23 protein-coding genes and 1 tRNA gene are annotated in these 26,415 nt (G+C 49.3%); 12 read left to right on the top strand and 12 right to left on the bottom strand.

The window, feature by feature from the left end; translation table 11 throughout:
* Positions 1 to 4: 4 nt before the first annotated feature.
* Positions 5 to 784, bottom strand: coding sequence for a Tic22 family protein (locus A8707_RS03245; RefSeq protein ID WP_068815057.1), 780 nt, complete (start codon positions 782 to 784; stop codon positions 5 to 7).
* Between the two features lie 557 nt (positions 785 to 1,341).
* Positions 1,342 to 1,415, bottom strand: a tRNA-Pro gene (locus tag A8707_RS03240).
* A 99-nt stretch (positions 1,416 to 1,514) separates the two neighbouring features.
* Between A8707_RS03240 and A8707_RS03235 the strand changes: the two genes are divergently transcribed.
* Entirely contained in the window at positions 1,515 to 1,988 is a 474-nt protein-coding gene (locus A8707_RS03235; protein ID WP_068815055.1) for a DUF4332 domain-containing protein, read from the top strand.
* A 54-nt stretch (positions 1,989 to 2,042) separates the two neighbouring features.
* Here A8707_RS03235 and A8707_RS03230 read toward each other — a convergent pair whose 3' ends face one another.
* Complete coding sequence (locus tag A8707_RS03230; protein ID WP_068815054.1) at positions 2,043 to 2,567, bottom strand: GNAT family N-acetyltransferase; 525 nt, start codon at positions 2,565 to 2,567, stop codon at positions 2,043 to 2,045.
* Between the two features lie 232 nt (positions 2,568 to 2,799).
* Here A8707_RS03230 and A8707_RS03225 point away from each other — a divergent pair, with 232 nt between their 5' ends.
* The 7 genes from A8707_RS03225 to A8707_RS29460 all read left to right on the top strand — a co-directional run bounded on the left by A8707_RS03225 (position 2,800) and on the right by A8707_RS29460 (position 9,392).
* Entirely contained in the window at positions 2,800 to 3,525 is a 726-nt protein-coding gene (locus A8707_RS03225) for a hypothetical protein (protein WP_068815053.1), read from the top strand.
* Between the two features lie 31 nt (positions 3,526 to 3,556).
* Positions 3,557 to 4,414: an alpha/beta fold hydrolase gene (locus tag A8707_RS03220; RefSeq protein WP_331711666.1), complete on the top strand. Its 858-nt coding sequence runs from the start codon at positions 3,557 to 3,559 to the stop codon at positions 4,412 to 4,414.
* Positions 4,404 to 6,143 carry an ArnT family glycosyltransferase gene (locus A8707_RS03215; RefSeq protein ID WP_068815049.1) on the top strand — a complete coding sequence of 580 codons (1,740 nt, stop codon included), beginning with the start codon at positions 4,404 to 4,406 and terminating at the stop codon, positions 6,141 to 6,143. Before A8707_RS03220 ends, A8707_RS03215 begins: the two co-directional genes overlap by 11 nt.
* On the top strand, positions 6,143 to 7,771 hold the full coding sequence (locus A8707_RS03210) for an ArnT family glycosyltransferase (protein WP_068815047.1): 1,629 nt from the start codon (positions 6,143 to 6,145) through the stop codon (positions 7,769 to 7,771). The genes A8707_RS03215 and A8707_RS03210 overlap by 1 nt, the downstream gene beginning before the upstream one ends.
* 263 nt (positions 7,772 to 8,034) lie before the next feature.
* Complete coding sequence (locus tag A8707_RS03205; protein ID WP_068815046.1) at positions 8,035 to 8,583, top strand: CAP domain-containing protein; 549 nt, start codon at positions 8,035 to 8,037, stop codon at positions 8,581 to 8,583.
* A 48-nt stretch (positions 8,584 to 8,631) separates the two neighbouring features.
* Positions 8,632 to 9,261, top strand: coding sequence for a ribonuclease D (locus tag A8707_RS03200; protein ID WP_068815045.1), 630 nt, complete (start codon positions 8,632 to 8,634; stop codon positions 9,259 to 9,261).
* Positions 9,262 to 9,263: 2 nt separating this feature from the next.
* A complete protein-coding gene (locus tag A8707_RS29460; protein WP_156518331.1) occupies positions 9,264 to 9,392 on the top strand; it encodes an HAD hydrolase-like protein in 129 nt (42 codons plus the stop codon).
* A gap of 84 nt (positions 9,393 to 9,476) precedes the next feature.
* Here the strand turns inward: A8707_RS29460 and A8707_RS03195 are convergent, their stop codons facing one another.
* On the bottom strand, positions 9,477 to 10,094 hold the full coding sequence (locus A8707_RS03195; protein WP_068815043.1) for a hypothetical protein: 618 nt from the start codon (positions 10,092 to 10,094) through the stop codon (positions 9,477 to 9,479).
* A gap of 340 nt (positions 10,095 to 10,434) precedes the next feature.
* On the opposite strand from A8707_RS03195, the gene pruA reads away from it, so the two are divergent.
* Entirely contained in the window at positions 10,435 to 13,407 is a 2,973-nt protein-coding gene (pruA, locus tag A8707_RS03190) for an L-glutamate gamma-semialdehyde dehydrogenase (RefSeq protein WP_068815041.1), read from the top strand.
* On the opposite strand, the gene A8707_RS03185 is transcribed toward pruA, so the two are convergent.
* The 3 genes from A8707_RS03185 to A8707_RS03175 form a co-directional block, all read right to left on the bottom strand.
* Complete coding sequence (locus A8707_RS03185) at positions 13,404 to 13,814, bottom strand: Uma2 family endonuclease (protein ID WP_231947911.1); 411 nt, start codon at positions 13,812 to 13,814, stop codon at positions 13,404 to 13,406. The two genes, pruA and A8707_RS03185, sit on opposite strands and share 4 nt — an antisense overlap.
* A gap of 486 nt (positions 13,815 to 14,300) precedes the next feature.
* Complete coding sequence (locus A8707_RS03180) at positions 14,301 to 16,223, bottom strand: GTPase family protein (protein WP_068815040.1); 1,923 nt, start codon at positions 16,221 to 16,223, stop codon at positions 14,301 to 14,303.
* A gap of 57 nt (positions 16,224 to 16,280) precedes the next feature.
* The gene (locus A8707_RS03175) at positions 16,281 to 17,360 is read right to left on the bottom strand and encodes a PIN/TRAM domain-containing protein (protein ID WP_068815038.1); all 1,080 of its coding nucleotides are present in this window, start codon (positions 17,358 to 17,360) and stop codon (positions 16,281 to 16,283) included.
* A gap of 336 nt (positions 17,361 to 17,696) precedes the next feature.
* Here A8707_RS03175 and hemW point away from each other — a divergent pair, with 336 nt between their 5' ends.
* Positions 17,697 to 18,920: a radical SAM family heme chaperone HemW gene (gene hemW, locus A8707_RS03170; protein WP_068815036.1), complete on the top strand. Its 1,224-nt coding sequence runs from the start codon at positions 17,697 to 17,699 to the stop codon at positions 18,918 to 18,920.
* 15 nt (positions 18,921 to 18,935) lie between these two features.
* Positions 18,936 to 19,073 (top strand): NAD(P)(+) transhydrogenase (Re/Si-specific) subunit beta, encoded by a 138-nt coding sequence (locus A8707_RS27845; RefSeq protein WP_156518329.1) that lies wholly within the window; start codon positions 18,936 to 18,938, stop codon positions 19,071 to 19,073.
* 207 nt (positions 19,074 to 19,280) lie between these two features.
* On the opposite strand, the gene A8707_RS03165 is transcribed toward A8707_RS27845, so the two are convergent.
* The gene (locus A8707_RS03165) at positions 19,281 to 20,900 is read right to left on the bottom strand and encodes a C39 family peptidase (protein WP_068815034.1); all 1,620 of its coding nucleotides are present in this window, start codon (positions 20,898 to 20,900) and stop codon (positions 19,281 to 19,283) included.
* Between the two features lie 192 nt (positions 20,901 to 21,092).
* A complete protein-coding gene (locus tag A8707_RS03160) occupies positions 21,093 to 21,530 on the bottom strand; it encodes a peroxiredoxin (RefSeq protein WP_068815033.1) in 438 nt (145 codons plus the stop codon).
* Between the two features lie 103 nt (positions 21,531 to 21,633).
* Between A8707_RS03160 and psb32 the strand changes: the two genes are divergently transcribed.
* Entirely contained in the window at positions 21,634 to 22,350 is a 717-nt protein-coding gene (gene psb32 / locus A8707_RS03155; RefSeq protein ID WP_231947910.1) for a photosystem II repair protein Psb32, read from the top strand.
* A gap of 450 nt (positions 22,351 to 22,800) precedes the next feature.
* Here the strand turns inward: psb32 and A8707_RS03150 are convergent, their stop codons facing one another.
* From A8707_RS03150 to mrdA, 3 genes are read right to left on the bottom strand one after another with little or no spacing between them, the layout of a single operon-like run.
* A complete protein-coding gene (locus tag A8707_RS03150; protein ID WP_068815031.1) occupies positions 22,801 to 23,184 on the bottom strand; it encodes a DUF4346 domain-containing protein in 384 nt (127 codons plus the stop codon).
* 35 nt (positions 23,185 to 23,219) lie between these two features.
* Positions 23,220 to 24,422: a GNAT family N-acetyltransferase gene (locus A8707_RS03145; protein WP_331711665.1), complete on the bottom strand. Its 1,203-nt coding sequence runs from the start codon at positions 24,420 to 24,422 to the stop codon at positions 23,220 to 23,222.
* 34 nt (positions 24,423 to 24,456) lie between these two features.
* Positions 24,457 to 26,238, bottom strand: coding sequence for a penicillin-binding protein 2 (mrdA, locus tag A8707_RS03140; protein ID WP_068815029.1), 1,782 nt, complete (start codon positions 26,236 to 26,238; stop codon positions 24,457 to 24,459).
* Positions 26,239 to 26,415 lie beyond the last annotated feature (177 nt).

The following is a 26,415-nucleotide window of genomic DNA, read 5'->3' as shown; positions in this document are numbered from 1 at the left end:
AAATTTACTTCTTAGGCTGTGCTGCCGGAGCCTGTCCGCCCTGAGCAGGTGCCAGCGATCGCACAAACTCGATCGACTCTCTCGGCGGAATCAACACAACTTTGTCGAGCTGTGGATCATTCTGCTTTTTCATCGCTTCGACCACGCCTTCTAATGGAAAGACTTGAATGTCAATGCTAGAAGCCAGATTGGGCTGCTGTTGTTTGAATCGATCGAGCAGAGTTTGCAGCTCTTCTTTATTAAAGAACATCGGAATCACCGACTTCTCGCCCTGCTGAATCGTCAGAAATCCTTTTTCTTTGCCAGCCCGTGCCACAAACAACGGGGTGCCGTTAAACTGAGTGACTTTACTATCCCCCACCTTCAGCACCGCAACCGCCGAATCTAGCTGCTGCTTGGTCGGCACATAGGCAAAATCGAGTTGATCAGGCTTGCCCTGGTTTGATTGCACAAGTTGATAAACCTCTGCCAGCGACACAGGCACCACTTTCACTTCTTTCGCCAGACTTGGGTTTTTGCTTTTTAGCGTTTCTAAAAACGCTTGAGCATCTCTCTGGCTCACAAAAACGCCAGCAACCGGGCTACCTTTTTGACCATTAGGAGGTGAAGCGACTAAAGGCGCACCTTGAGAATTAGCGATCGTAAACATCGGCACGGGGCGAAGCTTTTGCACAATCTGCTCTGGGGTCAACGCTAGCACCCGCAGACCTGCCCCTACAAGAGACGCGACGATCGTCGTTCCGACTAAACCAACCGTAGCACTCCGACGAACCAATGATTTCATGATTGCTCCTAGCATTAATAACGACATCAAAACCAAATCAAAAATGAGGAAGAAATTAGAGCCGACTGCGACCGATTATTTCCTCATTTGGCTGGTTTCACTCCTCTTAATTCAACGTCTGCAATTGTTGACTGGATTTTGATACGACGCATCAAAATCGTTTAAGCACATCCATAGACTTAGATCTTCAGCAGGCTCAAAATTACAACAGGTTCGCACCTCTAAAGTTGACAAGGTTGAAGTCTCAGCAATGGGTGACAGGTTTGACGAGTGGATAGTTCCAGAATGCACATGAGAGGGTTGAAAGCGGCATTTCTGGGTGAGTTGACATTAGACACTGACTGATTCGAGTCTTGGAGATATTAACACCAATTTAGCGAATTTCAGCATCTCAGCCGTCTACACCTGACGACAGAACGGTTCGAGCCACCTGCAATCTACTCAGATTTTTTGGCGATCGGATGCTAAAAACAACGTATTTTTAACAGAACTACAGCGAGAACTTTCAGAATCAAAAAACTCCCTAAAGCAGTGACACTCAAGGAGTTTAATAAAAATCGGGATGACAGGATTCGAACCTGCGGCATCCTGCTCCCAAAGCAGGCGCGCTACCAAGCTGCGCTACATCCCGTTGTGCACTTAAATTAGTATAGCTTGCTTTTCATCTTCAGACATATTCATCTAAAAAGTCCGCTAGACTGAATGCCTGATCTTCAACTGAGGCATTTTTGTGAAACCCCATTCTCATCGGCTTTCGCAAAGCCCTGAAGGATCTCCTCGCCCCGCAAAACCCAAGGAAATTGCCTCGGCAGATTGGTCGATCGCCCTCCTTCCTGGCTTAAGCACCGACGATCACACCCGTTTAATCGCCTGCGGCGTTCACACCACGCTACAACTATTTAACCAAGGCAAAACGGCTGAAGCTCGCAATCACCTAGCAGGTCAGCTACAAATTCCGATTCGACATATCAACAAATGGGTGGCGCTTGCAGACCTGGCTAGAATTCCCGGAGTGGGCTGTCAGTATTGCGGCTTGCTGCTTCATGCTGGCGTGGCTTCACCGACTCAGCTTGCTCAGACTCCGCTCGATCGCTTGCATCGCCAAATGCTCAAGCTGCAAGTTGCGACTCTGCAACGTCGAGATTTATGCCCTGAAATTGGAGAGGTCGAGCAGTGGAGCCGACAAGCGCGAATGCTGGGCTAACTCAAAGTTCCTCTATCCCACGTCTCCCTCTCACCTAGGTCAGGGAACCCTTAGCTAGTCTGGATACCAGAACATTCCTTTGATGCCTTCTGGATCAGACATGAAGCCCAAATTACGATAAAAATTAACGACCTGAGGATCGGCAAACAGCGTAATGTTGCTAATGTCTTCGCCGCGTAGCTTCTTAATCATGTATTTCATCAATGCTTTGCCCATCCCCTTCCCCTGGAAGTCGGGATGGACGACGACATCCCAAACGGTGGCGTTAAAGGCATGGTCAGAGGTGGCGCGAGAAAACCCAATCAGCCGCCGTTGTGCGCCTCGCTGTTCCCACATTGAGACGACCAAAAAGCTGTGCTGAATGGCTTTTTTAACCTTTCGCAGGGGGCGACGTGACCAGCCCACCGCATCACACAATTCTTCTAGCTCATACAGGTCAAGATCCCGTTCAGTGCTGAAGAAAATGCGATTGGTGGTGGCGCGATCGTCTGCCTCATCGCCGACATATCGCTCCATTGGGGCTGCCTTGGGGGCAGGGGAGGCATCCGTTCCACTAAATAAGCTCTTCCAGAAACCCATGCAAGCGTGTGGTGAAGGTAGTAAATATGAAGCAGTATTAGACAGTATATCGCTCGGACTTCTCTCCCGATAGCTTTCTCAGAGGAAGCAAATGCCTTCAGTTAACCACAGGTCGATCAAAACTAGAATATTCATCCCGATTTGTAACAAATTGACGTTAAAGTTGCTTTTACCAGACGCTGTTCTTTATCTTTTCTTTATTCTTTTAATCTAGCAAGAATTTCTGCACCTTATGGCTCCGGGCTTAAAACCAACGACTGTAGAATTGCTAAAGCGCTTCAATCGGGCGTTTCCTCAGTTTTATGAGCAATTTGTCAGCAGTGAAATTCAACTGCAAAATCTCAGGCTTGCTTACCATCTCTATAAAACGCGCCAAGCGGTCATTGAGCTAAAAGCAGAAGGCAGCAAAAGCGCCCTTCACTTTGCTTACCGCAACCAGTCTTTCTTGTTGAGCGACATTTTTGGCGTGTTAGCTGCCTATGGTTTGACGATTCATAGCTTGAGCTTATATGGGCAGATCTACCCGCCCATGCTGGTGTTTATTAAGCTGATTGTGTCTCGAAGCGGCAAAGCCCTGACCGATAAAACCTCTGAAAACGTCTGTCGAGCCGTTCGAGAAGCCTTGGCGGGACGTTTTGAGGTTGAAGAAATGCTGGCGGTCGAGTTTAATCTAGACGCTGGCTTAGAGCAAGTCGAAGCCGAATTTTATGTCGATCCCGTGTTTCACTTACCTGCGCTGTTGATTGAAGCCGATAACCAGCCAGGGTTGTTTTATAAAGTCATGTATGCGATTTGGCAAGAAGACTTATTAGTGGTCAACGCCAATCTATTAGTGTGGCGAGGGCGAACGCGGTTAATTCTTTATTTGCTAGGTCCCAATGAGAGTTTGATCCCGGAGTATTTAGGGCAAAAAATTGCAGAAGGCGTGAAGCAGCGGTTGTTGGGAAGACGGTTTTAGAGGTTTGGGATCGGCTTCAAGGTAGGATGAAATGATGCCTACCATTCATGTAATGGGTTCGCCGCACGCTTATGAGTTGACGGCTCCCACAAATTCGCCTGAGGTTTTGGTGTTTATTCACGGCTGGCTGTTGAGTCGCCATTATTGGCAGCCGATCGTGGATCAATTAGCGATCGAGTACACTTGCCTGTCTTATGATCTGCGCGGGTTTGGCGACTCGCAGCCCTGCCAGAGCAAATCTGGCTATAGTTTGCAGGCATACGCGCAAGATTTGGGCGATTTGCTTGAGCAACTGGGCATTGAGAATGCCTGGTTGGTCGGTCACTCGCTGGGCGGAAGTGTGGCGCTGTGGGGGGCAGATCTGCTGTCCGATCGCGTTAAAGGCGTGATTTGCGTCAATGCCGGGGGCGGAATTTATCTTAAAGAACAGTTTGAGCGTTTTCGCAATGCTGGGAGGCAAATCGTGAAGCTGCGTCCTCGTTGGCTGCCGCGTGTGCCGTTCCTAGAGAGGTTGTTTCGTCGGGCAAGTGTAGTGCAGACTCTCGATCGAGCCTGGGCACAACAGCGGTTGATCGATTTTGTGGCGGCTGATTCAAAAGCAGCGCTAGGTGCACTGTTAGACTCGACCACCGAAGCTGAGGTGCATTGTCTACCTCAAGTGGTGGCTCGACTTAAGCAGCCTGTTTATTTTATTGCGGGTGCTCAAGATCCGATTATGGAACTCAAATATGTGCAGCATCTCGCCAGTTTTCATCGTTTATTTGGATGCTGTGGCGACAATGTATTTGAGATTCTAGAGTGTGGTCACATGGCGATGATCGAGCAGACCGATGAAGTTGCAGAGAGGATTCGAGCAATCCTGAAGAAGGGTGAAGAGTATGGAGTTTGACCGCTCGATCGCACCCGTCGTTCAATCTAAGCATCCGCACATCGCTCGTTTTTTGCCGATTCTGTGGATTTTACTGCTGAGTTGGCTGGTTTTGTTTCATCGTCTGGGCAGCACCGGGCTACTCGACGAAACAGAGCCTCTGTTTGCAGAAGCGGCTCGTCAAATGAAGGTGACAGGTGACTGGATCACTCCCTACTTTAATGGAGTGACCCGATTTGATAAGCCTCCGTTAATTTATTGGCTGATGGCGATCGCCTATGGCACGATCGGGGTCAACGAGTGGGCAGCACGGTTGCCGTCGGCAATTTCAGGAACGCTGTTGATTGGGTTTTGCTTCTACACGCTGAGGTTTTTTGAGCAGAAACTCAAATCTCGCGCCAAAATCCTGCCCTTTTTGGGATCTGCGATCTTTGCCCTCAACTTGCAAACGCTATTTTTTGGGCGATTGGGCTACTCAGATATGCTGCTGAGTGTGTGTTTTGGGGGATCTTTGTTGAGCTTTTTTTGGGGATATGCTCACCCTGAGAATCCCAAGGTTCAGACTCGGTTTTATCTAGCATTTTATGGATGGTTGGCGCTGGCAGTGTTGACGAAAGGACCTGTGGGCGTGGTGTTGCCGGGGACGATCGTCTTAATCTTCTTAGTCTGCGTTGGCAAAGTCCGGGAGGTCTTGAAAGAGATCAAGCTCGTGCCGGGAATCGTGATTTTCTTGGGTCTGAGTGTGCCGTGGTATGTGCTGGCATATCTGCGAAACGGAGACGGGTTTATCAACTCGTTTTTTGGCTACCACAATTTAGGGCGCTTCACTCATGTGGTGAATCAACATCAAGGGGCGTGGTATTTTCACAGCTTGATTGTGCTGATTGGGTTCTTTCCGTGGTCGATTTATTTGCCCGTTGCGATCGCTCATCGTCTTCGAGATCGGTCATGGCGACAGCAGCCGCGATCGAGCCATTTAGGATTATTTGCGCTGATCTGGTTTGCGATCGTGCTGGGGTTTTTTACGATCGCCGCGACAAAATACATTACTTACACGCTGCCTTTAGTCCCGGCGGCGGCGATTCTCGTCTCGCTTTGGTGGAGTGATCAGAGGGAAAAAACTGCTCCAAACTGGGGTTTAAAGGCGAGTGTATACGTCAGTCTGGCTCTATGCGTGACCTTGGCGGCGGTGACGTTCTACAGTCCTCATTGGCTGAATCGCGATCCGTCGATGCCTCAGTTAGGGCTGCGAATGCAGGAGGCAGGACTGCCGCAAATTGGCGGTTTGATTTGGCTCGGAGGCGCGATCGGTGGCACATTTTTGATTCTCAAGCGTAAACTACATTTGTTTTGGGGCGTGAATCTTGCGACTTATGCAGCGTTCATCTTATTCTTCATCACGCCGTTTATCGGAGTTCTGGACAGAGAGCGACAGCTTCCGCTAAGAGAAGTCGCTCAGATCGTGAACCAGGTCAGACAGGCAAATGAACCGATCGTTATGGCAACTAATTCGTTTGAGAAACCGAGTCTGGTCTTTTACACCCACCAGCCGATCACATTCTTTAATCGCTCTGCAAAAATTAAGCCCTACCTGGAACAAGTGCGCCAACAAAAGACTCAGCGATCAATACTGATGGTGACAACCGACCGCACCTTGAAAGAGGCAGAGATTTTGCCCCAGAGTTATCAGCGGCTTAATCAGGTTGGCATTTATCAGGTCATTCGTTTCTCGGTGTTAAACCAGTCGTGATGCAAACCATTCAGAAAGCGTGGAGTCAACTGCCCCGATCGGTGATCTTAATCCTTGTCGCAGGTTTGGCATTTAGAAGCCTAGTTGCTTTCTGGCTTCCGCCTGGGTTTGACGAAGCGTATTACTATCTCTACACGCTGCATCCTGACTGGAGTTATTTCGACCATCCGCCGCTCGTTGCGTTGACTACCGGGTTTGGAATTTGGCTCACTGGAACTGTGTCACCGTTGACGATTCGACTCGGTGCAATGCTGCTGTTTACGGCAACGTTGTATTTTCTCTATCGAGCGACGACTCAATTATTTTCTCGACGGGCGGGTGTGTTGACACTGGCGATCGCGTCGATCGCGCCCATCTTTCAAATCGGCTTTGGCATTTTGACATTGCCCGATGCGCCACTCATGGTCTTCTGGTCGCTGACGCTTTGGGTGGCTGCGTGTGAATTTTTCGATCGAGATGACGCGCCCTATCGCCCAACTTATCGCGTGGCTGTGATTGGGCTATTGGTCGGTCTCGCCTGTTTGGGCAAATATCACGGCGTTCTGTTGGGCGCTGGACTGATCGGATTTTGCCTCACGAGTCCGGCTCATCGATCGGCACTGCGATCTCCGTGGACTCTTCTCAGCATGGCTCTGTTTACGATCGCGTTCTCCCCCGTGCTGTATTGGAACTGGCAGCATGACTGGGTTTCGTTTTTATTTCAAGGCAATCGCGGCATTCCTGGCAGGCGGTATCGCATCTCGCAGGTGATTGAGACAGCGTTCATTCATAGCGCCTATTTGTTTCCCACCATAGGACTACCGCTCTGGTGGGTCAGCCTCTCAACGGCGAGCCGAGCCGGACGATCCACCGTGAGATCGTGGTTTAACCCTGGAAGCCACACCGAGCTATCTAATCTGCGCGATCGTCAGTGGCTCGTGGTCTGGCTCTCCGTTCCAGCTTTCCTAGTGTTTATTTTGATTGAAGGCTATCAGCAGATTTTGCCCACCTGGACGATGCCCGGATTTTTTGCCGCGACTCCTTTACTCGGTCAACAGGCTGCCCTCTGGCAACAACGGCACCCAAAACTCGTGCAGCGCTGGCTGTGGGGATCAGCGATCGCCACCTTCATGCTGCTGCTGACTGCACTCTCCCACATCACGCTAGGAACACTCCAAAAACCGAGTCATTATGGAATTTTTGGAGGATTTTTGGCACCTGAAAACGATGCCTCGATCGAGCTTGTAGATGTAGTGCAGCTTCGCCACAATTTTGCAAAGTCTCCTGAGCTTTTAGCCGCCCTTAAAAACGCTGATTTTATCTTCAGCAATCGTTTTCACATGGCAGGACATATCGGCATGGCGTTGACTCCTTTAGCGCCCGTTCCGGTCACTTGTTTTGACAAAAAAGATCTGCGTGGCTTTGCGTTTTGGTCAACGGCTGACCAGTGGCTGGGCAAAACTGGGCTATATCTAACCTCCAATGAGTTTCAAACCAACGAAGATTCTGCGGCAGAATATGTGCCTTACTTTCAGCAGTTTGAAAAATTGGGAGAAGTGCTCCTACAGCGCGGAGGCGTGACAGTCAATAAATTTCACATATATCGCGGAACGAATTTAATCAAACCCTATCCGCGTCCTCAAATGTGAGGGTCAAATCATTGACATGACATTACGAAACTGAATTAGGACGCTGCGAGTTACCGTTAAAGCAACAGGGGGCTTAAGCCCCTTGTTCTAAACTATCTACGTAGAACTATATTTGTGCTTTTCAAGGTTTCTCATGATTAGAGATTGAAATCACAAATCGCTGACTGTAAGTAACTTCATCAAAACTATGTGATTAAAATCACAACACAAAAAGCCGTGTCCGTGATATCCATCTACAGAAGATGCTGTATAAAAGCTCCATCATGCTAAGACCTCTTTTGACTAGGGCGACGATCGCAGCCTTGACGATCGTGGGCAGTCTGAGCCTTTCTGCTCATGCTGACAACCGCGCAAGTTTGACAAGTTCGATACCCGCACAGCCTTCTAGAGCCTCTGTTAATTTAGCTGCTCGCACAGATTCAACGACGCAAGCGCTTGAGCAAGCGGTTCATCGGCAGATCAATCAATATCGTGTCAGTAAGGGGCTTTCGGCGCTGACGATCGCAGACAGCCTGACCCAGCAAGCAAGGCTGCATAGCCAAGATATGGCAGCCGGAAAGGTGCCGTTTAGTCATCAGGGCTTTGATCGACGGGTTAAAGAAATTGCGAAGTCGATTCCCTATCGCGGGGCTGCCGAAAACATTGCCTACAATATGGGCTATAGAGACCCTACCACTCAGGCGGTGGAGGGATGGCTTAAAAGCCCTGGACACTTAAAAAATATTCGAGGAGCCTATGGGCTAACGGGTGTCGGAGTCAGTCGCAATGCAAAAGGAGAAATCTACTTTACGCAGATCTTTATTCGCAAGTAGCGGATAGTAATATGAGATCGGTCTCTACTGCCGATTCTCAACTTCTAAATGGAACCTAAAGACTTTCAGATCTGTGACGGTGATCTCTCGATCGCCGTGCTGGAAAATTATTTGCAGACAGACGCGATCGCCGTTGACACCGAAACGATGGGATTGTTGCCCCAGCGCGATCGTCTTTGCCTCGTGCAGTTGTGCGATGGTGACGATCGCGTTACCGTTGTGCGAATTGCTCAAAGACAAACAGAAGCACCCAATCTCAAAACGCTGCTAGAGGCTCCAACGATCACTAAGATCTTTCACTTTGCGCGGTTTGACATCACTACTCTGCGCCACTATTTAGGCATCTACGTTACGCCCCTGTTTTGCACCAAAATTGCCAGCAAGCTAGCGCGGACTTACTCACCTAAACACGGCTTAAAAGATTTGATTCAAGAATTGGTGGGCGTTGAGTTAGACAAAAGCGCTCAAAGTTCAGATTGGGGCAATGCTGCCAATCTGTCAGAGGCACAGCTTAAATATGCTGCCAATGATGTTCGCTATCTGATTAGCGCCCGTCAAACGCTGATCGCGATGTTAGAGCGAGAAGATCGCTTAGAACTCGCTGAACAGTGTTTTCAATGCTTGCCTGTGTTTACGTCGCTAGACTTGATGCACTATCAGGGCATTTTTGAACACTAGAGATGACGTTAGCTGCAGTTCTCTACGACCTCGATGGCACTCTGGCAAACACTGATCTGATTCACTTTCAGGTTTGGCAAGAGTCTTTAAAACCTTTTGGCTTAGACATCTTAGACAGGCTTCGCCTGTAGTTGCTGTCTAAGCTTAGAATTCCCATTCCTTTAGAGCTAGGGAGTATGTCAAGGCTCCAGAGTTATGGGGCTTGTTAGAAGATTTCAACCATAAGAACGGGTAGGAGTTTGAACGGTTGACTGACGATCGCACTGCCCTAACTCATCCTTGATGCTGCGCTTTTGTAGCCACGTTACATACTCACTCTTTTGAAGACTCGCTGCCTTGATCAACGTTTTGATCGACACAACGCCCCAATGACACGACACGTCTTGAATCGGCAACCAAGCAGTAGGGGTAAACAGCAGCAACTCCAGACGACTATCAAGCCGATGACGAGGGTGGGTTTGAGCCAACCAAACTTTCCATAAAGTTTTGGCTTCGGTGCAGTGCATCTGATATCCGATCGGAATCTGCTGCGCCTCATAGCAGCTAAATTCCGATTCGTTGGGCAGTTTGCGGAATAGTTGCGCCCCCTGCATCAACACAAATCCATGTTCAGACAAGATTTGATGCAAGAGCGCCCGATGTTGAATTCCTTGTTTGACCTGCACGATCGCGGGTTGAGTCGAGCGATCGAGTCGTGCCAAAAGCTCACCGTTTTGAGTCAACAGTTGCGTGACATTAGGAGCAGACTCAATACGTAAGTTTGGGCTAGTGGTCAGTGTTGTCTGACGGGCAACAAATTGCTGAATCAGAGTCGCATCATCAAGTGCATTCATAGGGGGCAACGAATAAACAACAGGATGGTAGATTCCTGATGATGTAGGGGCAAAGACAGCCTCGAACACTTAAATATTGTTACATAAATTTACTGAATTCTCAGGATGGTCGTTGAAAAATTATAGTGGGAATACCAGTTTTGAAGACTGTCGCTTTCAATACGAAATTGAGGGACTCCGTTCACCCAAGATGAAATCTGTTTTGTAAACCTTTTTAACGGTCTAACCCTCCACCGTCTGATCGAGAACCGACAATAGAACTAGTAGTCTTCGTCTGACAAGACCTGAAGAACTAGACGTGTTTGATTGGCTTGCTAATACTTTACAAAGCTGAGAATTTATGGTTGCCCAAGTGACTGACCGCATCTATGAACCCCAAACCCAAGCGATCGCGCGGCAACTGCTCGGAGCCACTCGCGAGTCTCGATCGTTCTTTGCTCAAATGCGCGATCAGATGCGCTGGGATGACAAACTCCTGGGCTGGACGATGGAGAATCCGGGTTTAAGGGTGCAGCTATTTCGCTTTATTGACTGTTTGCCATCGCTGCGAAGCAAAGCCGAGATCGCTCGTCACATGCAGGAATATTTGAGCGATGCCAGCGTTGAGCTACCCGCCGCTCTTAAAGGATTGCTTAATTTTGCCAACGCCGACTCCATGCCGGGACAAGTGGCTGCTACTACGGTTTCAACGGCGGTCGAAACTCTGGCACACAAATATATCTCTGGGGAAACGACCAAACAAGTTCTCAAAACGCTAGAACGGCTGCGAAAAGAGAAGATGGGCTTCACGGTCGATTTGCTCGGCGAGGCAGTGATTACCGAGGCAGAAGCACAATCGTATCTCGATCGCTATCTCGACCTGATGACCCAACTCACCGAAGCGGCGAAGAATTGGGCAACGGTTCCGGCGATCGACATAGCAGATGGGCAACCGCTCCCCAAAGTTCAGGTGTCTGTGAAGCTGACGGCGTTTTACTCGCAGTTTGACCCGCTGGATGCTCAAGGCAGTCAAGCCCGCGTCAGCGATCGGATTCGGACATTGCTGCGTCGGGCGAAAGAGTTGGGGGCGGCGGTTCACTTTGACATGGAGCAGTATGCTTACAAAGATTTGACGCTGGCGATTCTCAAGCAGATTTTGTTAGAAGATGAGTTTCGCAATCGCAGTGATATTGGCATGACGCTGCAAGCCTATTTGCGAGACAGCGAACGCGATTTGCAAGATTTGATTACGTGGGCAAAAGAACGCGGCACTCCGTTAACAATCCGGTTAGTCAAAGGTGCCTATTGGGATCAGGAAACCATCAAAGCAGCGCAAAAAGATTGGGAACAGCCCGTTTATAACGAAAAATCTGCAACCGATGCCAATTTTGAAACGCTAACGCGATTGCTGTTAGAAAACCACGACCATCTCTATGCGGCGATCGGAAGTCACAACGTTCGCACTCAGGCACACGCGATCGCGATTGCTAAAGCGCTGAATATTCCGGCTCGTCGGATTGAGTTTCAGACGCTTTATGGCATGGGCGACAAATTAGCCAAAGCGATTGTGGATCAAGGCTATCGAGTTCGCGTTTATTGTCCCTATGGCGACTTGATTCCGGGGATGTCGTATCTGATTCGTCGCTTGTTAGAAAACACGGCAAATAGTTCGTTTTTGCGACAGAATCTTGAAGAACGCCCGATCGAAGAACTATTAGCCGCGCCTAAAATTTCTGAGGCAAAGCCGTCAAATCTCAACGCTCACAGCTTCGTCAACGTTGCAGATACCGATTATGCCGATCGAGAGTCCCGCAATCATCTTCAACAAACCCTACAAACAGTGCGCCAACAGTTAGGCAAAACTTACCTGCCTTTCATTGATGGAGAGTTTGTAGAAACCGCTGAAAAATTAGCTTCGGTGAATCCATCTCAATTTACTGAAGTGGTGGGGCAGATTGGCATGATCAGCGTCGAACAGGCAGATTACGCGATCGCTGCCGCAAAAGTTGCGTTTCCAGCGTGGCAAAAAACGCCTGCGATCCAACGCGCAAATATTCTTCGCAAAGCAGGCGATCTGCTGGTTGAACGACGCGACAACCTGATCGCCTGGATGGTGCTAGAAACTGGGAAGCCCGTGCGAGAAGCCGATGGTGAAGTCTCAGAAGCGATCGACTTTTGCCGCTATTATGCCGACGAAATGGAGCGCTTGGAAGTGGGCGATCGCTACGATCTGCCGGGAGAAACCAACCGCTATCGCTACCACGCCAAAGGCATTGTCCTAGTCATTTCTCCGTGGAATTTCCCGCTTGCCATCCCGCTCGGAATGACGGTTGCCGCGATCGTCACAGGCAACTGCGCGCTGCTCAAACCTGCCGAAACCTCTTCGGTGATTGCCGCCAAAATTGCCGAGATTCTGATCGATGCTGGCGTGCCGCATGGAGTCTTTCAGTTTGTGCCGGGAGACGGTCCGACGGTGGGCGCTCACATGGTCAAGCATCGCGACACGCACATGATTGTGTTCACGGGATCTCAAGCAGTGGGCTGTCAAATCTACGCTGACGCTGCCGTGTTGCAACCGGGGCAAAGACACCTGAAGCGAGTCGTCGCGGAGATGGGCGGCAAAAACGCCATTATCGTCGATGAAAGCGCTGATTTAGATCAGGCAGTCCAGGGCGTAGTGCATTCAGCGTTTGGTTACAGTGGGCAGAAATGCTCGGCGTGTTCGCGAGTCATCGTGCTCGAATCGATTTATGAGATGTTTTTGAACCGATTAGTCGAAGCTGCCCGATCGCTCAACATCGGTGCCGCAGAATTGCCCAGCACCCAGATCGGACCCGTGATCGATGACGAATCTCAACGCCGCATCCAAAGCTACATTGAGCAAGGTCGAACCGAGGCAGAAGTCGCCTTAGAGATGCCAGTCCCCGACGGAGGTTATTTCGTCAGTCCGGTAATTTTTGCTAACGTCTCGCCCGATGCCAAAATCGCTCAAGAAGAGATTTTTGGTCCCGTTTTAGCGGTGATCAAAGCTAAGACGTTTGAGGATGCGATGACGATCGCCAACGGCACCCCTTATGCGCTCACGGGCGGACTATATTCGCGCACCCCGTCTCACATTCAGCAAGCTCAAACCGACTTTGAAGTAGGAAATCTCTATATCAATCGCGGCATCACAGGCGCGATCGTGGCTCGACAACCCTTCGGCGGATTTAAACTCTCAGGAGTCGGCTCAAAAGCAGGCGGACGGGATTATCTGCTGCAATTTTTAGAGCCGCGCGTCGTCACCGAAAACGTTCAGCGTCAGGGATTTGCTCCGATCGAGGGCGTAGATTAATGGGAAATTCCCTGCTGAAACTTTCTGATTGCCTCCCCTGCATCGGTTTCAGCCATCATCATGCAGCGTTTGAGAAAATCGATATCGAGGTCTTGCAACCCCGGTAACTCACTGCGCTCAATGCGTTGATAGCCACTAGGACGGAGATGATGGAGCCTTAGCGCTCCATCTTCCCAGAACCAAACTTCAGGAACCCCTAACGCCTGATACAGAAGTAGTTTGCGTTCACCGCCGCTCGTGAATATGACTTCGATCGAGAGGTCAGGAATAGGTTTTACATTGCCAATGCAGAACGATTTATCCGCTTGGGCGGATGCTTCTCCTTCTGCTGAGTCATTGATCCGGTTGGTTGAAAGAAGATGCCTTTTTGAGCCAGATAGATCAATAACAGCCCACCGATGACGCATCCAAATAGCTCATGTTCACGTCCGGGCATGAGGATCTCTATCTCTCCGTCGTAAAAAGCCAGCCGCACACCGGGAGAATCTTCTGATACTTGCTGCATCAGTTTGAATTTCTCCCACGTCCCCCGCAAGAGAATGCGCTGGTCGGTGGGGTGCGACCTCCATCCGATACATTAGAAAAACCAACCACCTTTTGCTCCACAAGGGTTTTGGGTGCCTGTAAAACTAGTCAATGAATAATCAAAAGAACTGCTATAAAATCGTTTAAGAGCTTTGCCAGTAGGGAGCTTTAGTCGCTTTAGTATCAGGTAGAGGTCGCACCCGGTCGGTGGATTGGTTGAGGAGTTGCATCATGGCGTGTTCTCCATCGATCACTGAATATTGACAGATTATAGGTCATGGCAAAATCGGCAAGACGTTCCATCGAAACGTCTCTACGGCATCGGGTAAACCCAACGATCACACGCAAGAAGTTTCTGTAGCAAACGGTTATAACTCGACGATCGGACTAGCCATCTTCAAATAGTCATCAAAGCGCGATCGCAGTTGCTCCGGGGTCAGCGATTGAGTCCAATATTCCGTCAGCGCGTGACCAAATGCCCAAGCCGTGCGCTCAGGTGAGGCAGAATCTTCGAGCAGCAATCCCCAAATTGCCCGAAAGTCAAAGCTAGGTGGATTGGACTGATCGGCGGTCAGCAGATTGTACAAATCGTAGGCGAGTTGAAGTTTACCGATCACGACGGGAAGCTGCTCGATCGGAATCTTCTCAGCCAGCAACAGCGCCAGTGTCGGCGAACCCGTCGTTAACGTCGAAATAAAGCTAAGAATGGGACTTTTGAGAAACGCAGTTAACCCTTGCGTCGTCGCCATCTGAAAGGTGTAGTGGTCAATGATTTTAGCAGCCCCGATCGTTCGGGCTTCGAGGCTTTTAAAAAACCGTGCGAGACGAAGCTGTTTTGCAGGCTCGATCGAGTCCAAAATCGCTAGTGATAACGCTTCAACACCCCAGGCTTGCCGAGTTTTGTCACCTGTGACGATCGGCAATACCATTAAGCAAGTCGAGCCGAGCAGACTCGCCCGATATTGGGTCGCTTCTCGAATCGAGATTTCTTTCGGACGATCGCCCGTTTGCCACTCGTAAGGAGGCTGCCATTCTCGAATCGGACGCAGCCGATCGACCTGAGTGACAATGGCGATCGTCGGCAGATCTGGGATCTCAGCCTGCAGATCTCTGAGAAAATCTAAATCCATCTGCAACGCTGGATCAAGTGCCGGAGTCGCCAGCAAAACCAGATCAGCATGAGCGGCATGGTCGAGAACCTGATCGCGGAGTTCTGCCCGATCGACTTGCTCATAACCCGGCGAATCCCACAACGTCAAAGCCTCTCCGGTGGAGGTTTGCCAATGATAATCTTGAATCCGATCTGTGCTTGGCAACGCATCAACCTCGGCTTGAGCTTCAACAAATAACGTGTTAATCAGGCTACTTTTTCCCGCCCCTGTCCGCCCGACGAGCAGCAGATTAACAGGCGTTTGCTCAACGGTTTGAGACGGATTCGCTTGAGAAATAATGTCTCGCAGCGTTTGAGTTTGAGCCTTGGGTAAGATGGGCTGAGCGATCGAGGTCTCTTCTAAATTAGGGCTGGCACTGCCGCTATAAAGGGCGATCGCTTGTCTGCCCAGATTTCGTAGGGCAGCTTCTCGCATCAGTTGGCTGAGATTGGACAATAGCTCTTGGGTGGCGCGACTGCTGGTGCGTTGAGTTGCCGTTCTCGCAATCGCCGCCGCAGGATTGAGCAGCCATTGCGCCCAATTCCACACTTGCCAAATCTTGCGGGCAGATGGCTCAAGCTTTTGGTAAACCTCGTATGCCTGATATGCCTGCCCGATCGTGACTTGATTGAGCGCCGGAGACAAACGCTGCATCCACTGGTCGAGGTCATCAACCGTGCTGCGCAGCAGCTTATAGGCTTGGGGAATATAGATGTTGAGTAAAGGCTGCTCGGTTTGGGGATAGTAGACCTGCGCGATCGCGCCAATCAACGTCTGGCAGCGTAGCCAAAAAATGTTCCAGTCTTCCCACGGCGGCGGATCGATGCGCGCAGTCTGCAAGATTTTTTGTAGCTCGGCTTCGGCTTGCTGAAACGAGGTATTGGCAGACGCGGTGGTCGGAGTTTGTGACTGCAAGTCGGCAGAGAGTTCGGTGACGATCGCTTCGACTTGGGCAAGGGCGGGCTGCGTCCATTTCACCAAAAGCCAGCGCCAGCCCACAAATAGTAACCCGACAATCGCCCAGATCCAGCTAATGCCCCATTCGTGAATTTGCAATCCGGCGGCGATTAGGAGAAACCCGACTACAAGCACGATCGGTAATCCTAAAACTGCCCACTGCCAAGGTTTGAGGCGCACCATTAGGTCTCATCATGAAAAATTGCTGGTTTTTTTGATGTCGATCGAGCCATCTCGATTTCAAGCCATCGCCGATGCTTTGGGTCGAGCGAAGATCATGCGTCCTGCTGAGGTTTGCAGAGCACTGGTAACGATCACCTGAAGTTCGCCACCCACAAAAGCTCGACCTTCTTCAACCACAACCATCGTGCCGTCGTCAAGATAGCCAACTCCTTGAGCGGGTTCTTTGCCTTCTCGCAAAATCTTGAGATCGATGCTGTCACCTGGCAGATAGGACGGACGCACTGCCTGAGTCAGATCGTTCACATTCAGAACGGGGACTCGCTGCACTGTGGCAACCTTATTTAAGTTGTAGTCAGTCGTGAGCAGCGTGCCGTTGATGTCTTGCACGAGCTTCACTAATTTCGCGTCTACCGTTGCAATGTCCTCATAGTCAGCAGAGTGAATCACGACCCGCTCTGGATAAGCTTCCCGAATCTGATTCAAGACATCTAGCCCACGCCGTCCGCGCACTCGTTTTTGATCGTTAGAGGCATCTGCTACTTGCTGCAACTCTTGCAAGACAAACTGTGGCACGAGAAGCTGACCTTCTAGAAACCCCGTGTCGAGCAGTGCAGAGATGCGACCGTCAATGATGCAACTTGTATCAAGAACCTTTGCGCTGGAGGGTTTAAGCGTGCCTTCCGCAAATAGCATCGTTTCGACACTGTTGGGGTTGATTAGCCGCAAGAGCGATCGACCGTGAGTATCTGCCAGCGACACGCCAGAAACAGAGAACATAATGCTTCCGACCACGGCAGCAAGCGGCTTGATAAACGAGAATTCTTGCGGAATTGGCAGGAGAAGAATCGGAGCCAGCAGCAGGTTTGCCACCAGCAGACCGAGAACTAAGCCCACCGAGCGACTCAGCAGCACCGGGGCAGGCATCTCGCGAATTTGTTGCGCCACGCGACGATAGCTCGACTGGGCAATTAAGCCGATCGCAAAGCCAATCATGGCACCAAAGCCTGCACAAACCCAACGCAGTGCATCGGGGTTTGTCACCTGCTGCAAAACGCCACCTGGCAGCGCCTCAATGCCACGAAAGCCAATTCCCGCTCCTGCTAGAATGAATGAAATAATAATGACTGCATCAACCATGATCTTTGAAGTAGAGGAGTTTGTCGGTTTTGGATTAGTGATTTTATAGTGTGATGGATGGGTTCAAGTTAAAGTTTAAAGCTTTCTATAAACGGTGGACTAGGAACTTAAAAGCAACTCAAAGTCTAGGATCTAGAATTCAACCTTTCTAGTCAGATCGATCTTCCATTATTATATCTTGCGAGTTTGTAAGATCTTCACGCAAATCCCTCTCCCTAAAGGCGGTTACCCCTACTAATGCCTGTAGTTTAGGATACAAAAATCAATAAAAAGTACGAGGATTAAAGAAGATTCATTGCGATAATTTAAGAAGATAAAGAATTTTAGAAAAGATTCATGGAATTTAACGTTCCGAGTTCTGCTTATGTTCACATTCCATTTTGTCGGCGGCGTTGTTTTTACTGTGACTTTCCCGTCTCTGTAGTTGGAGATCAGCGCAACGGCAACAACTCAGGCACGATCGTGCATTACGTCGAAATTCTTTGCAACGAGATTCGACTGACTGAAAACTTAGGGCAACCGCTCAAAACGATTTTTTTGGGTGGTGGCACCCCTTCACTATTGTCGGTTGGTCAATTAAGCCAAATTCTTGACACCTTAAATCGACAGTTTGGCATTTTGTCCGATGCCGAAATCTCGATGGAAATTGACCCTGGTACATTTGATCTTGCACAAATTCAAGGGTATCGATCGTCAGGTGTCAATCGCGTCAGTTTGGGGGTGCAAGCGTTTCAATCAGAGTTGCTAACTGCTTGTGGTAGAACCCACAGAGTTGAAGATGTTTATCACTCGATCGACCTGATTCATCAAGCAGATGTTTCTAACTTTAGTTTGGATCTAATTTCGGGATTGCCTAAACAGACGATCGCTCAGTGGCAAGACTCGTTAGACAAAGCAATTTCTCTATCTCCAAACCACATTTCTGTTTACGATCTGACGATCGAGCCAATGACCCCATTCGGTAAGCAATATCAACCGGGAGCAACCCCTCTACCCACCGATGAAGCGACAGCAGACATGTATCGCAGGGCGCAGAGCATCCTAACTTCGGCAGGGTATGAGCATTATGAAATCTCAAACTATGCCCGATCGGGGTTTCAGTGTCATCACAATCGAGTCTATTGGAAGAACCGATCGTTTTATGGGTTTGGCATGGGGGCGACGAGTTATATCGGCGGCGATCGGGTTGCCCGTCCTAGAAAGACCCGCGAGTATTACGAATGGGTTGAGGAAAAAATAACGAACGAAGGCAAAAGGATAAGTTATCAGAATCCTGATCCTTCAGATGTTTTTCTCGATACTTTAATGGTGGGGTTGCGATTAGCAGAAGGATTAAGCTTATCCCAGCTTGTTCAACAGTTTGGTCAAGAAAGAATAGCGGAACTTTGGACGTGCTTGCAGCCTTATCAAAAAGTAGGATGGGTTGAGTTTTCGAGTGCAGACTATCCTACTTTGGCTGGCTCTAATCTACCTGAAGGACACATTAGACTCACTGATCCTGAAGGCTTTCTATTCTCTAATGTCATCTTAGTCAAGCTGTTTGAGACGTTTGATCAGTAGGCAGACTCAATTGAAATGTTCATCGGCACATTCATCGAAGCAACCACCTTTACAGGCTCGATCGTGGCATTTGGCGAGTTGCGCGGCGTTCTCAGCAGCAAACCATTGATGTTGCCCACACGTCATTTTCTGAATCTGGCACTGTTAGAGTAGTTACCCTATTTGTTCTACATTCAGTTTTTCTATTAATCTGCTGTGCCAGCATTATTGTGCTGTTGCGATCTCGGTCGCTTAATACACTTCGTCATGGTTGCCAACATCTACAAATACAGTCTTTTCATCTTGGTAGATTGAACTGAAAATTTCGCACGACAGCTTGCAGCCTAAGCCCAGATCGAGCCTAAGCTGCCCACTCGATCGCTATCTAGAAATAAAATGCGCCCAGACTTCCCCATCAGGTCCAGCAACCTCATCGACATAGCTATAGGGATAGAGACGCTTGCGACCCTCAGTGTTTGAATAGCCCGACATCGCATCGCCCCACGGGTCATTAACGATATAGCCCTGAGACGTGAACCCGATCGCTGTAACAATATGTCCACCGTGCGTAAACAGTCCGCATAACACAACCGGACGACCGTTGATCAATTCTTCTTTGACCTCTTGCCAAGTGCGATTGATGTTAAAGCTAGGCTTAAAGCCGTAAGCCTGAACCAGTTGAGAAAGAACATTGTGATTGGTTTGAGCACCTTCTCCGCCCTTGTCGAGACACCACTGCAACAGTTCATCTTCTAGCTGCTGTCCGCTATTTTTAGCACGAATGCCGTAATAGTAGAAAACCATCGCGATCGAGGTCACATTACACGTCGCCCAATAATAGCGGGGGTTATCTCGCTGCGAAAAGTAAGGCACATTGATTTCAACCGTGGGTGGAATCGGATTAAACGGTTTGCCGCCACGTTTCATTTGCACAAAACTGGGAAAGGCAAACCCCGTATTTCCAAATCCCGGCAGTTCTTCGGTGAGCGCAACTTTAATATGTCCGCCTTGAATTGCATAACTAGATACTCCATAAAAGTTTCCAGCGCTGAGATTTGCTCTCTCTGAAGCCTGTAGCTGTGAAGAATCAACGGGGCGCTTTTTGAGAATCGTGCTCGTGAGTGCAGTCACCGTCAGAGCATCTGAGTCGTAGGGAATGGACTTGCCGTTTCGCTTCACCTGAGCGTATTTCCAATAGACAAATGCAGTGTCGCCAAAGCCTGCGATCGCCTCAGCCAGCTTGACCCGAAAATGACCGTTCACACACGCATAGCCTGTGATCGCGTAGGTTTGTCCTGCTGCCGCGTTGATCTTCTGATTTGCTGCGAGGGTCGAAGAATCTCCTAATTTTGCCTTGAGAATTGTTGTTGTGGTGATTACTAACTGAGCGGTTAGCGAGAGATTTGGCACCTCTTCAAGGTTGAAGCGAAAGATTTGGGTGCCTTTGCTGAGTTGAACGTGACTCTCGTAGAAATAGCCAAAGCTGCCGATCGGAGCAATTTCTTCGCCTAACTCTAGCTTGATGTGACCATCGATCGAGCCATAGCGATTGACGCTAAACGTCTGTCCGGCTTTTACCAAAACTTTCTGCTGATCGCTGAGAGTCGATGAGTCAGCAGGAGCGGCTTTAAAGAACGTGTCTTGTAAGACTTTGAGGGTTAGGGATTGCCCGATCGTCAGTGGGTCACTGCTCACGGTAATGTAGAAAACTCGATTCTCAACAACTTGACCCTGGCTGTCAAAGCCCTTCAGCCGCAGCCATCGCGATCCAGCGGTCGAGAACCCAGTTGGCAGGGTCAGTTGCCAGGTTCCAGCATTCGTCGTGACGTTAAGCGGAAACTTATCTTCAGCAGATAGCGTGACTTGGGCGATGCGCGTTGCATCGTAGGTGCCCTTCAGCGTCACAGGTTTGTTGATCAAAACCTCTTTAGGACCTGAATAGGTAGGAGGAGCCGTAACCCCTGGTGATGAGAGGCTGCTGATCGCGGTCGTATCGGTCATAGAAATCACCCCAGATAGAGTATCGTTGCGAGACGGCTTGAGTGTGTAGCTGCACTGAGACGTTGTTCTGCGATCGAGTCAGGAATCTTAATAATTTAGCTCAATTGTCTGAGCCTGACTCATATAAATTCTTCACAAAAAAACGTTCTAACTCCAAAAAGGAATTAGAACGCTTGTCAGGTTTCAGATTTTCTAACTTGCTATCTCAGCCAAAATATCGGTGGCGTGAGTTTCAGTATTGACCGTGGTGTAAACTTGGCTAATTTTGGCAGAGCCGTCAATTACATAAGTCACGCGCTTAGAACGACCGCCACCATCAACATCAAACGCTTTTGTCAACGAGCCATCGGTGTCAACGAGCAATGGAAATGGCAGACCATACTTCTCAGTAAACTTTTGGTGAGACAGCTCATCATCCATGCTGACCCCAAAAACGGCGATTCCCTTACTCAAATATTGAGCGTAGTTGTCTCGGAAGCTACACGCTTCTTTCGTGCATCCAGGGGTGTCATCTTTAGGATAAAAATAGATAACCACAGGTTTGCCCGCATAGCTTGACAAGGACACCGTGTTGCCGTTCGTATCTTTCGCGGTGAAATTGGGGGCACTATCGCCAACAGAAAGAGGCATGAGAATTAGCTCCTTGCGATTCAAACTCTGTTAAAAATTGTAATGTAATTAATGAGAAGTATTTGATCTACTCAAATATTGTTCGCCGTAGTATTTTGAAAAAATGTCATCTGAAGGTCGATCGCCCATGAGAAAGCTCCTCTCCGCCATCGGCAACCGTTGGGTCTTCCCTATCGTTGTCTTGATTTTGACCCTGCAATGTGTGGTTGCCCCTGCCTACGCCACAAGTCTTTATGAGGTTCCTAGCATTCCTGCTGATTCGCAAGTTTTAGACTTAGCAAATGTGCTGAGTCGGTTTAGTGAAGGTAAAATCACTGAGTCATTCACCGATTTGACGGCAGAAACGGGTCAGGAAGTCCGTTTTGTGACGATTCGGGGCTTAGACTATGACGAAACGATCGAGTCGTTTACCGAAAAGCTGTTCAAGCAGTGGTTCCCAACACCTGACGATCAAGCCAATCAAACCCTAATGGTGTTAGACAAATTAACTAACAATAGCGCCATTTATACGGGTGAAAAAGTCAAAGCAATTATGCCGGATGCGATCGCGCAAAGTGTTGCTCAAGAGACGCTGCAAGTTCCTCTAAAAGTGGGTGAACGCTATAATCAGGGGTTTTTAGATGCTAGCGATCGTTTAGTGGCAGTTTTGTCGGGTCAAGAAGATCCGGGTGCGCCTGTAGTACAGGATACTGTTCAGGTTGAAGGGACGTTTGCCACTCCAGAACAGACGCAGGAAAGCAACGCAACCGTTTGGGTAATTGGGCTGTTGATCGCAGCGACTGTGATCCCAATGGCAACTTATTTCTGGTACGTCAAATAAAAAGTGTGGCAGAGAATATTCAGGATTGACAACGGGAGTTTGACGAGTCCGTTGTCAACTCAACATTGAGGCGTGTTTAAAGACTTTCTTGCTACGATTCTGCCTCGCCCTGAAATAAATTTCGGGCTAACAGGGAAAGTCTTCTTCGGAGGACTGAAGAATTTATCTAGGGATCGTGAATTGAATGGGATCGGCAATTGCAAAACGGGGTCGCCCTCCTCACGAAGTGGGGCGAAGCCCTCGCCTAACCCCTTCTCCCTAGAGAGAAGAGGAACTAGACGTTTGCTCCCTCTCCCTAGGGAGAGGGTTGGGGTGAGGGAGAATTCGGTTTTATTTAATCCATGATCCTAAGTTCTCTTTCAACCCGTTTCAACGGTTTTTCCTCTACTAGCCCGAAATTCATTTTAGGGGTGGGACAGCAACGAAGACCTAGAGCGTTAAAGCAACGTTCTAATCTTGAACGTAGTCTGCTCCGGTTAGCATCGCGACTTCTGCACGGACAAATTCTCTGCCTAAATAAGCGGCATGATCGAGACGAGTTACGACGCAATCTTTCGGCTTTTCAAACAGTTCGATGCAGAGTTCTTTAGCCGTCCTGCCCTTAAAGATCGTGGTAGATTGCCGCTGCACAGTTCCGTTACAGGGCAAGGGTTCTCCCGTGGCAGGATCACACGCTAACCCTTTGTCATTAATGACATTTGTGAAATGTTTCGCGCAGATAAGTTGGGGGTCTCGATCGACATAAATAATAAAATATCCATTCGGGTCGAGTTCGATGAAGCGGTTAGAAAGCTTGTCATCTAGCGCAGTCGTGTCGGCAATAGCCTGGTTCATAGTCAACGTTTAACAGCATTCTGAAGAGTCGTATCTTAGTCAATATTAAAGCGAATAGATTCTTGCTTGAAGGGCAAATCTTGATTGATCGCGTCAATTTCTTGCTGCTCTAAGTCATTTACTTGCTCAATGTGTGAACGTAAAATCTGCGATAGGCGACTGTTATAGAATCGATGCAGCGAATAGTTAGCCGTTGCCGGAAACCCTCGTCGCTTTTTGTGTTGCCCACCCGCACCCGGATCGAAGAGTTGAATGCCATTTTGAATCGCCCACTCGATCGGTGAATAATAACAGGCATCAAAGTGCAAACAATCGATTTCTTGCAGCGATCCCCAATAGCGCCCGTATAGTCGATCTCCTTTTGTCAAACAGAACGACATCCCGATCGGGTGTTGCTCATCAAGTTCGCTATAGGCTGCAAAAAACACGACTCGATCAGAAAATCGGGGGTGCAGTTGCTCAAAGAATCGCTTTGTCAAATACCTACTGCCCCACCAGCCAAACTTGTCGCAAGTGTCGCTATAAAAGCTGTACATCGTGGGAAACAGCAACTTCGGAATATCTTCTCCTGTAAAAGGTTTGATATACAGTCCTGCTTGCCCGACAGCCTTTCGTTCTCGCTTGATGTTGCGCCGTTGATTGGAGTTAAATGCCCCTAAATAATCATCAAACGTGCTGTATCCCTGGTTTTGCCAGATATAACTGTGATGCTGCCAGGTGCTAAAGCCGTGTCGCTCCATCGTCGATCGCCAGTCAGGATCGACGTACAAAAAATTGCAGCCAGAAATCTGATTGCGTGTGCAAAACTGGTCGATCGCGCCAATCATCAACTCGGTTAACTCGTCTTCATCTTCTCCAGGGGCAATCAAAAATCGATAGCCTTCAGCAGGCGTGAATGGAGACATCCCCAACAGTTTTGGATAATACTCAATTCCTAGGCGGGTTGCCAGATCTGCCCACTGGTGGTCAAAGACAAACTCACCATAGCTGTGACCTTTGATGTAGAGAGGGGCGATCGCGATTAAAGTCCGATCGCGCCATACCGTCAAATGATTGGGCAACCAGCCCGACTTAGCGGTAGTGCTGCCCGATGTTTCCATATTGTGCAGCCACTCCCACTCAAAAAATGGGGTCTTGAGCGGCATTGCCAACGCATCCCACTCGGCTTGAGGGATCTCAGAAATCTTGTTAATCCAGGCAACAGAATATCGAGGCTTGAGTTGTTTCACCATCGCCATTTAGCACTGCACAGACTCTAATCTAAACGAAAGTTCACTTAATGGGGGACGCCGATTTGGGAGGTCCGAAATAGGCTTTGTAGATTTCGTGGGCGATCGGCACCGCAGATTCTGCCCCAAAGCCGCCGTTCTCGACCACTACCGCGATCGCGATTTGAGGATCATTTAACGGACCATAGCCCACATAGAGCGCATTATCTCGCTGCCCAATCACTTCCGCCGTTCCCGTCTTGCCAGCCGTCGGCGGAATCGAGCCATCGCTCAATCGACGGGCAGTGCCCTCTTTGACGACCGCAGTTAGACCTTGGCGGATCACCTCGATCGTGCCCGGACTTAACCCCGTTGCTTCGCGCACTGTAGCGGGAGTATTGGTTTGATCTGCCATCAGGTGAGGCTTGACGCGATAGCCGCCATTCGCGATCGCTGACACCATCACCGCCAGTTCGAGCGGAGTGACTTGAACCACACCTTGCCCGATCGACATACTCACCGTGTCGCCGCCATACCAGGGTTCGCCATAGAGCTTTTGCTTCTGCTCAGGCGTAGGGATCACGCCATGACTGCCGCCTTCTAGACCCATTGAAGACGTTTCCCCAATGCCCAATCGATGTCCCCATTTAGAAATCTCATCTGGACCGACCGCCATTCCGACCTGATAAAAAAACGTGTTGCTGCTGAACGCTAGGGCATCGCGGAACCCGATCGTGCCATACCCCGCTCCGCCATGCTCATGAAACAAGGTGCCACCAATGTTAATCGCGCTAAACGTGGGCAGCGTCGAGCTAGGCGAAAATTTGCCCGACTGAATGCCTGCTGACGTGGTGACAATCTTAAACGTGCTGCCCGGTGGATAGCCCTGCAAACTGCGGTTGAGAAATGGGTGATCTTGCCCCTGAAGGTCTTTCCATTCTTGAGTGGAGATCTTGCGCGTAAATAGATTGGGGTCAAACGTCGGACCGCTTGCCATCACTAAAACGGCTCCTGTTTTCACATCTAGCGCGACGACTGCCCCTCGCTGATTGTTGAGAGCTTTTTCTGCCGCTTTCTGAAGTTTGAAATCGAGCGTCAGCCGCAAATCAGACCCCGATGTCGGCTTTTGCTCACCCAACATTCTCAACTCTTTTCCGACCGAGTCCACTTCGAGCAGGTGACTACCCCATTTGCCGCGCAAACTAGAATCTGCAATGCGTTCGATCCCCATTTGCCCCAACAACATTCCCATCGGGAAGTCAGGATTAGCTTTGAGGTCATCGGCAGTCGCTTCACCGATATAGCCCAAAATATGAGCCGCAAGATTGCCATTGGGATAGTGACGGCTAGACTCTGCCTGAATCTCTAAGCCAGGAATTTGTCCTCCTTCTGCAAGCGCCACAAACTGATGAGGAGTCAAATTACGGTAGATACGAGCCGGAACCGCCGATCGATACCCCACTTGATTGAGCTTTTTGAGAATCTCTTCAGCGGACACGTCAAGAATTTTGCTGAGTTTCTCGGCGCTGTCTTGCCACTGCTGCATCGACTGCTCACGGGGATAGAGATAAATCGATCGCGAAAGCTGATTAGCCGCGAGAGGAATGCCCCGGCGATCGAGAATATTGCCGCGATCTGCCACGATCGACAAGGGACGAATGCGATTTTGGTCGGCAAGCTGACGATTGCGCTGACCCTGCACGATCTGCAACTGTGCTAATCGAAACATACAGCCGCTGATCAAAGTAGTCGCCACCATAAATAGCAATACGGAGCGATGAGAGCGACGCGATCGAGTCTGATTGATACGAGAGGTAGTAGATACAAATGAAAATCCGCTAGCCATGTTAACCCAGTTTCTTAGATTGAAATCATTGATCGAGTCGCTCGCAAATAGAAGAAAAAACTTAAAGAAACTCTAGTTTTTTGCTCTAATTTGTATCTTTAATTCTGGTTGCCCACCGTGGCTGCGATCCCCGCACTTTGAGACCTATGGGGATTGAGACCTTGAAACTTGCATGGC

This window comes from Phormidesmis priestleyi BC1401 (genome assembly GCF_001650195.1).
GTDB lineage: Bacteria > Cyanobacteriota > Cyanobacteriia > Leptolyngbyales > Leptolyngbyaceae > Phormidesmis_A > Phormidesmis_A priestleyi_B.
The sequence above is the reverse complement of the archived record's forward strand: the minus strand, read 5'-3'. Positions and strand labels throughout refer to the sequence as shown.